This window comes from Pseudomonas sp. (assembly GCF_050739935.1).
GTDB lineage: Bacteria > Pseudomonadota > Gammaproteobacteria > Pseudomonadales > Pseudomonadaceae > Aquipseudomonas.
On record NZ_JBOICF010000050.1, the window covers coordinates 1 to 7,204 of the forward strand.

The 7,204-nt window shown below is 59.9% G+C and carries 8 protein-coding genes; 5 read left to right on the forward strand and 3 right to left on the reverse strand.

Annotation, left to right across the window (positions count from 1 at the left end; translation table 11 throughout):
• Nucleotides 1–178: 178 nt before the first annotated feature.
• From ACRER8_RS08590 to ACRER8_RS08600, 3 genes are read right to left on the reverse strand one after another with little or no spacing between them, the layout of a single operon-like run.
• Nucleotides 179–928, reverse strand: coding sequence for a substrate-binding periplasmic protein (locus ACRER8_RS08590; RefSeq protein ID WP_431745907.1), 750 nt, complete (start codon nt 926–928; stop codon nt 179–181).
• A gap of 17 nt (nt 929–945) precedes the next feature.
• Nucleotides 946–2,292, reverse strand: coding sequence for a diguanylate cyclase domain-containing protein (locus tag ACRER8_RS08595; RefSeq protein WP_431745908.1), 1,347 nt, complete (start codon nt 2,290–2,292; stop codon nt 946–948).
• 2 nt (nt 2,293–2,294) lie between these two features.
• Nucleotides 2,295–3,065: a substrate-binding periplasmic protein gene (locus tag ACRER8_RS08600; RefSeq protein ID WP_431745909.1), complete on the reverse strand. Its 771-nt coding sequence runs from the start codon at nt 3,063–3,065 to the stop codon at nt 2,295–2,297.
• Between the two features lie 386 nt (nt 3,066–3,451).
• On the opposite strand from ACRER8_RS08600, the gene cydP reads away from it, so the two are divergent.
• From cydP to ACRER8_RS08625, 5 genes are read left to right on the forward strand one after another with little or no spacing between them, the layout of a single operon-like run.
• Nucleotides 3,452–3,649 carry a cytochrome oxidase putative small subunit CydP gene (cydP, locus tag ACRER8_RS08605; protein WP_431745910.1) on the forward strand — a complete coding sequence of 66 codons (198 nt, stop codon included), beginning with the start codon at nt 3,452–3,454 and terminating at the stop codon, nt 3,647–3,649.
• A complete protein-coding gene (locus ACRER8_RS08610; protein ID WP_431745911.1) occupies nt 3,646–5,235 on the forward strand; it encodes a cytochrome ubiquinol oxidase subunit I in 1,590 nt (529 codons plus the stop codon). The genes cydP and ACRER8_RS08610 overlap by 4 nt, the downstream gene beginning before the upstream one ends.
• A 10-nt stretch (nt 5,236–5,245) precedes the next feature.
• Nucleotides 5,246–6,388 (forward strand): cytochrome d ubiquinol oxidase subunit II, encoded by a 1,143-nt coding sequence (gene cydB, locus ACRER8_RS08615; RefSeq protein WP_431745912.1) that lies wholly within the window; start codon nt 5,246–5,248, stop codon nt 6,386–6,388.
• Nucleotides 6,389–6,416: 28 nt separating this feature from the next.
• On the forward strand, nt 6,417–6,533 hold the full coding sequence (cydX, locus tag ACRER8_RS08620; protein ID WP_431745913.1) for a cytochrome bd-I oxidase subunit CydX: 117 nt from the start codon (nt 6,417–6,419) through the stop codon (nt 6,531–6,533).
• Nucleotides 6,523–6,825, forward strand: a complete 303-nt coding sequence (locus ACRER8_RS08625) for a cyd operon YbgE family protein (protein ID WP_431745914.1) — start codon at nt 6,523–6,525, stop codon at nt 6,823–6,825. The genes cydX and ACRER8_RS08625 overlap by 11 nt, the downstream gene beginning before the upstream one ends.
• Nucleotides 6,826–7,204 lie beyond the last annotated feature (379 nt).

Sequence of the window (7,204 nt, forward strand, 5' to 3'; positions counted from 1 at the left end):
CGGTGGGTCAGTCACCACAGGCGTTGTATGGCAGTCCGCGTTCGCCAGCAAGCCGGCTCCTATAGTTGATGGTGATAACGCTTCTGCCGTCAGACTGAACTCTATCAGCGCCACCGCCGCTAACGGATATACATCCAACATCAACCGCCAAACACCGTGAAACAAACCGGCCATCAATCTACTGCGCCATAGCCCTCGCCACCGCCCCCTCATCCTTCAACTGCGAAAAGGCCGTAGTCACCCGCTGCACCGTATCCGCCGGGGTCTTCAGGCTCATCGCGACATACAGCCCTTTGGAAAGCTCATCGATGGTGTATACGCTCTCAAGCTGATCAAAAGCGATATGAAGGTCCTCACACTGCTCCCGCGCCTCGCGCTCCGGCATGGGCACCAGCGCGACCTGACCACCGAGCAGTTTGCGCAGGTTATCCAGGTTGTTCGCCGAAACCACCATCTTGCTGAACGCCTTGCCCTCCAAGTATTCCTGCCGCGAATCGTCGCGTACCACGCCCACGGTGTAGTTCTGGGCGTCCGCCAGGCTCTTGATCACGATGTCTTGGCGCTCACGCAGCTTGTAGAACAGCGTGGTCACCTGATCCAGCTCACCCACCCACTTGAACAACGACTCACGCTCGCTGCTGCGCAGGATCGGGTAAATCATCACATTGGGCTCCAACCGTGCCATGTCATACGCACGCGCCCAAGGGTAAAGCGCTATGTGGTAATCCTTGACTACGGCTCTTGCGAGGATCTTTTCGACGACTTCGCTGGCGGGCCCGACCACCTTGCCGTCCTGCAGCGAGCTGTAAGAGGAATCCTCGGTGACCACCTGCAATGTTTCGGCCCGGACGCTCAGGCAAACGAGCACCATCATCGTCGCGGATAAAAAGCTCCAGCCCTGTTTGAGCGAATGCTGGGTACGGCGCATCTCCATTCTCCCCGTGATCAGATCTCACACCGGTTCCGGCCCTGACTCTTGGCGCGATACAAGGCTTTGTCGGCGCTTTGCAGCAACTGGTCGAAACGTTCCATGTTCGCAGGATCGAGCTCAGCGATGCCGATACTCAACGTGACATACGGCGATACGCCGGAACCCTTGTGCGGCAGCTTCTGCTCGGCCAACAGCGCTTGCAGACGTTCGGCGGAGTTCAGCGCCTGTTGCCGGTTCTGCCCCGGCAGCAGCACCGCAAATTCTTCGCCACCCAGGCGCGCCACCAGCTCCCCGGAGCGCGAGAACAGTGCGCTCATGGTCAGGGCCACATCGCGCAGGCATTGGTCGCCATGGGCGTGGCCATAGGTGTCGTTGTAGAGCTTGAAGAAATCGATGTCGCACATCAGCACCGAAAACGGCTGCCGATGACGCAGCGCCCGGTTGAATTCCAGTTCCTTGAGCTCGTCGAAGTGCCTGCGGTTGGCAAGGCCGGTGAGCGGGTCGAAACGGGTGAGGGCTTCCAGACGAATGTTCGCCGCCTTCAATTGCGCGGTGCGTTGGTCGACCAGTTCGGCCAACTGATCGCGGCTGGCGGCCAGGGCGATTTCATCCCGGGTCTGGCGTTCGATGTGGTTGGCCAGCTTGTCTTGCAAATCGTTGACCCCGGCCTCCAACAGGTCCAATTCATCACTGGCCTTGCTGCCACGTTCGAGCACCAGATGATTTTTCAGGTTCTGCGGGGTCAGTTGTTCCAGATGGCGGGCGATGCGTCGCACATGCAGGGTCACCGAGCGGTTGAACATGCCCATGATTAGCCCGGCCAGGGCCAGCGACTGGATGATCTGGGTCAACATGATGATCCCGACTTCCTTCCACAGGCGCCGCCACAGCAGGCGCGCATCGCCCTCGATGCTCAGCTCACCCACCACCTCATTGGCGCCGGGGTAAGGGGCGACCGTCAATTGGCGGTGCAGGGCCGGGGCAAGTGAAGAACCGGTATGGCCAGGATGCTGACGTTCCAGCACCTGCGGCGCGCGACCGGCACGCAGAATGCGCAACTCGACGCGGCCCACCGGCGCGGCCAGGGCCACGCTGTCGATCTGCGCCTGCAAGGCTTCGTTGTCCATTTCCCAGACCGCTTTGGACAACGTGCCCTGGAACACCTGGTCGATCAGGTTCAATTCGGCGTTCATGTTCGAAAGGTTGGTATTCCAGGCGAACCAGGTGCGAACCGTGACGGTGGCCAACGTGAACAGTACGCAGAATGCCAGGGTCGCCAGTACCAGCCTGCGCGCGAGCGAACCGGTTCGAGGGGGTACGGCAGCATTTTCGGGAAGGCGGGATTCGGACTCTGCGAGCATGCTCAATTCCATTTCCGTGCAATGGCATCATAGGTGCCGTTCTCACGGATAGTCCTCAGCCCTTTTTGAAACAGCTGCACAGTAGCATCCGGCGTCCCGGCACTGAAAGCCATGCTCAGCCCCCCATTCTCTTCCAGTTCCGGCACACGCAAGGATTGCACCAGCGTGCGAGCCGGATCGTCACCTGCCTGCCGCGCCAGGTAGCCGGCGTTCAGTTCATCGGAGATCCACAGGTCGACATGGCCGGTTCGAAGCTTTTGGTAATTGAGTTCATAGCGATTGCTGGACTGAAGTTGTTCGCCGACGATGAACTTCTTGCCGATCAGGTATTGCTCGCCGACGTCCTCGTTGACCGTTGCGATCTGCCAGTCGCGGGCGTCGTCCAGGTCCGTCAGGCTGATGGGGTGCGTGGACGAGGAGTAGAGATACCAGCGCGAAGTGGCAATGCTCCCGATCCATTTGAACAGGCCTTCTCGCTCTGCCGTGCGACTGATGGAGTAAATCAATACGTTGGGGTCATGCAGCGCCAGATCGTAGGCTCGCGCCCAGGGCATCGACTGGATGCTCGCCTGCACGTTCACTTCATTTAGAACCGCCTGCACCACCTCGGTGCTCATGCCGGTCAGCTTGCCGTCGCGGGTCATGCTATAGGGCGGCAGTTCCTCGGTGACGATGCGAATGGTTTCGGCCCGCGCACCGCAAACGCCCAGCCATAGCATTACCGCGCCATAGAGCACGCAGCGGGTCTTGGAATTGAGCGTTAGGGGGGGCATGAATAGCTACCTCATCGACTGCAGTAGCGAAGGTTATCCGATTTCCGGCACACGCGGAGAAACATGGCCGGACGGCCTCTTACAGCCACGATATCGGCTGAAAAACCCACCGCTTGAGGCGCTTATCTGCCATTCGTCATTCAGCTTGCCGGCTCGATCAACCCCGTGCAACACGGCTTGCTGCGGCAGCGATCCTGTGAGTGCCACCGCCGGTAAGCCGGACTGCGACAGGGGAGCGGGGGAGGCGGCACGGAGTGAGGAATAAACGTCGTTAAACAACCCTGTGGCGTTGTGTCACACCGCGTCGTCCCGGCTTTTTTGACATGGATCAAAGGTCTCGGAAAGCACTGTAGGAAAAATACCGTGCACCCCAACGAGTCCTCAACATGCCCGGTCCTTTCGATTTCCTCAAACACCCGCTGGCCAAAGACATCGGTCTGATCCTGCTGATCAAGCTCGTCCTGTTGATGGGAATCCGCAGCGTCTGGTTCGATGCTGCAGTCGAGGTCAAGGATGACGGGGTGCAAGCCGGCCTGCATGTACTGGGCGCCCCTCCCGTATCTTCTGAGAAGAACCCAAAATGATTTCGGAATCAGTCGTCGACCTATCTCGGCTGCAGTTCGCGATGACCGCGCTGTACCACTTTATCTTCGTGCCGCTGACCCTGGGCATGACCTTCCTGCTGGCCATCATGGAGTCGGTCTATGTCATGACCGGCAAGCAGGTCTACAAGGACATGACCAAGTTCTGGGGCAAGCTGTTCGGCATCAACTTCGCGCTGGGCGTCACCACCGGGCTGACCATGGAGTTCCAGTTCGGCACCAACTGGGCTTACTACAGCCACTACGTGGGCGATATTTTCGGTGCGCCACTGGCGATCGAAGGGATGATGGCGTTCTTCCTCGAGTCCACCTTCATTGGCCTGTTCTTTTTCGGCTGGGATCGCCTGACCCGCGTGCAGCACCTGGCCGTGACCTGGCTGGTAGCGATCGGTTCGAACATGTCGGCGCTGTGGATTCTGATCGCGAACGGCTGGATGCAGAACCCGGTCGGCGCCGAATTCAACTTCACCACCATGCGCATGGAACTCACCAGTTTCAGCGACCTGCTATTCAATCCCGTTGCGCAGGTCAAGTTCGTGCACACCGTCGCGTCCGGCTACGTGACAGGCGCGATCTTCGTGCTGGCGATTTCCAGCTGGTACTTGCTCAAGGGCCGCGACATCGGTTTCGCCCGTCGCTCCTTCGCCATCGCGTCGGCGTTCGGCATGGCCTCGATTTTGTCAGTGATCGTACTCGGCGATGAATCCGGCTACGAAATTGGCGACGTACAGAAAACCAAACTGGCCGCCATCGAAGCCGAATGGGAAACCGAACCGGCACCCGCGGCGTTTACCCTGTTCGGCTTGCCTAATCAGGCTGAGCAGCGCACCGATTACGCGGTGAAAATCCCTTACGTGATGGGCCTCATCGCCACCCGGTCGGTGGACAAACAGGTCACCGGGATCAAGGATCTGGTCGCCGAGCATCAGGGACGCATCCGCAATGGCATGGTCGCCTACGACTTGTTGGGCAAGCTTCGCGCTGGCGACAAGAGCGAGCAGACCCTCAATGCGTTCAACGACGCGAAGAAGGATCTGGGTTACGGCCTGTTGCTGAAGAAATACACCGACAAGGTGGTGGATGCCAACGAGCAGCAGATCAAACAGGCCGCGCTGGATTCGATCCCGCATGTGGCGTCGATCTTCTGGACGTTCCGCATCATGGTGCTCAGCGGCGTGTTGATGCTGCTGTTGTTCATCTGCGCGTTCTGGGCCTCGGCACGCAAGAATGAATCGGGCAAACGCTGGTTGCTCAAGTGGGCGCTGTTCAGCCTGCCGCTGCCATGGATCGCCACACAGACAGGCTGGTGGGTGGCCGAGCATGGTCGTCAGCCGTGGTCGATCGGTGAAGTGCTGCCGGTCCACCTGTCCGCCTCGACCCTGTCCAGCGGCGATGTCATTGGCTCGATCCTGGCGCTGGTCGGTTTCTACACCGTGCTGTTGATCATCGAGATGTACCTGATGATCAAGTTCGCGCGCCTGGGGCCAAGCAGCCTGCATACCGGTCGCTATCACTTCGAACGACGGGACGGCGCCTTGTCCGCTGCCAAACAACCGACCCTGGCCTGAGGAACACATGATGTTCGATTACGAGACACTCAAACTGATCTGGTGGGTGCTGGTCGGCGTGCTGCTGATCGGTTTCGCCCTCACTGATGGCTTTGACCTTGGCGCGGCGATGCTGATGCCTTTCGTAGGCCGTACTGACAACGAGCGGCGGGCGGTGATCAACACCATCGCACCGCACTGGGACGGCAATCAGGTCTGGCTGATCACCGCCGGTGGCGCGTTGTTCGCTGCCTGGCCGCTGGTCTACTCGGCGGCATTTTCCGGGTTGTACTGGGCGCTGTTGCTGGTGTTGTTCGCATTGTTCGTGCGCCCGGTGGGTTTCGATTACCGCAGCAAGCTGGAAAACACCCGCTGGCGGCAAAGCTGGGACTGGGGCCTGTTCGTCGGCGGCCTGGTGCCTTCGCTGGTGTTCGGCGTGGCCTTCGGCAACCTGCTGCTGGGCATACCGTTCCAGTTCGATGAAACCCTGCGCTCCAGTTATCACGGCAACTTCTGGCAATTGCTCAGTCCGTTCGGTCTGCTGGCTGGCGTGGTCAGCCTGAGCATGCTCGGTCTGCATGGCGGCACTTGGCTGATGATGCGCACCGAGGGCGCGATTGCCCGTCGCTCGCGGCGTGCGGCGCAATGGCTGGCACTGGTGTTCCTGGTGTCGTTCATCGGTGCGGGGGTGTGGCTGTTGCTGGGGGGCATTCAAGGCCTGGCGATTACCTCGGCGTTCGATTCAGGTGCTGCGCTGAACCCGTTGGCCAAGACGGTGGAGGCGTCCAACCATGGCTGGATGGCCAACTATCATCAACATCCTTTGACCGTCATCGCGCCGCTGCTGGGTATCTTTGGGGGGCTGCTGGCATTGCTCGGCGCCAGCGCGGGGCAGGGCAGGATGGCATTCCTGGGCAGCAGCCTGGCCATTGTCGGCGCGTTGTGCACTGCGGGGTTTTCAATGTTCCCGTTCGTCATGCCGTCGAGCCTGGACCCGGCATCGAGCCTGACCGTGTGGGACGCCGTCTCCAGTCACAAAACCCTGGTCATCATGTTGATCGCGGCGGCCATCTTCGTGCCACTGATCCTCTGCTACACGCTGTGGTGCTACGCCAAGATGTGGGGCAAGGTCACCACCGCGCATATCGACCGTAACCCGCACGGCCTGTACTGAGCCCACGTTTGCTTGAGGAGAAAACATCATGTGGTATTTCGCCTGGATACTTGGCGTATTGCTGGCCTGCAGCTTCGGCATCATCAATGCCCTGTGGCTGGAGTCTTCGGACGCCAACACCGTGGAGAATGGTCGTGACCGCTGAGGCGCTGAGCACACCGTTCAGGCATGCCATCGGCCGGGCGCTGTCTCTGTTGATGGCGGTGCCCCTGAGCCTGGTGCTGCTGATTCACCCGGCATCGATGCTCGATGCCAACGGTCATTACTCTCACAGTCTGCTGATGCTGATCATGTGGGGCGTGGCCGGTGGCTTCGTGCACGGCGTCGGTTTCGAACCCCGGGCGCTTGCCTGGCGAGTGGCGTTTCATCCGCTGCTGGCGTGGGCGCTGATGGCCGTAGGTTTCGGGATGTGGCTGATGGCTCGTCAATGGCTCTGAGCTGACGTAGCTTGGGCAACCACTTGACTGTTAAGCAATCAGCATCTGTGGCAGCCCAACCATAAAATTGCGTCGAGGCCTTAGACGAGCTGTCTGACCAACGCCTTGGGTTTTCGCCGTACGAGGATCTGGCATACACAGGAGATCCCTTGTAGGAGCCGGCTTGCTGGCGAACGTGGCGGGTCAGCCGAAGATGAGCTGTCTGACCCAACGCCTTGGATTTTTCGCCGTACGAGGATCTGGCATACGTATCAAATCCCTTGTAGGAGCCGGCTTGCTGGCGAACGTGGCGGGTCAGCCGAAGATGAGCTGTCTGACCCAACGCCTTGGTTTTTCGCCGTACGAGGATCTGGCATACACACCAGATCCCTTGTAGGAG

Bases quoted from the DNA above. Each gene is read 5' to 3' on its own strand.
- ACRER8_RS08595 (WP_431745908.1), bottom strand. From the start codon at position 2,292: ATGCTCGCAGAGTCCGAATCCCGCCTTCCCGAAAATGCTGCCGTACCC.
- ACRER8_RS08590 (WP_431745907.1), bottom strand. From the start codon at position 928: ATGCGCCGTACCCAGCATTCGCTCAAACAGGGCTGGAGCTTTTTATCC.
- cydP (WP_431745910.1), top strand. From the start codon at position 3,452: ATGCCCGGTCCTTTCGATTTCCTCAAACACCCGCTGGCCAAAGACATC.
- cydX (WP_431745913.1), top strand. From the start codon at position 6,417: ATGTGGTATTTCGCCTGGATACTTGGCGTATTGCTGGCCTGCAGCTTC.
- ACRER8_RS08610 (WP_431745911.1), top strand. From the start codon at position 3,646: ATGATTTCGGAATCAGTCGTCGACCTATCTCGGCTGCAGTTCGCGATG.
- cydB (WP_431745912.1), top strand. From the start codon at position 5,246: ATGTTCGATTACGAGACACTCAAACTGATCTGGTGGGTGCTGGTCGGC.
- ACRER8_RS08600 (WP_431745909.1), bottom strand. From the start codon at position 3,065: ATGCCCCCCCTAACGCTCAATTCCAAGACCCGCTGCGTGCTCTATGGC.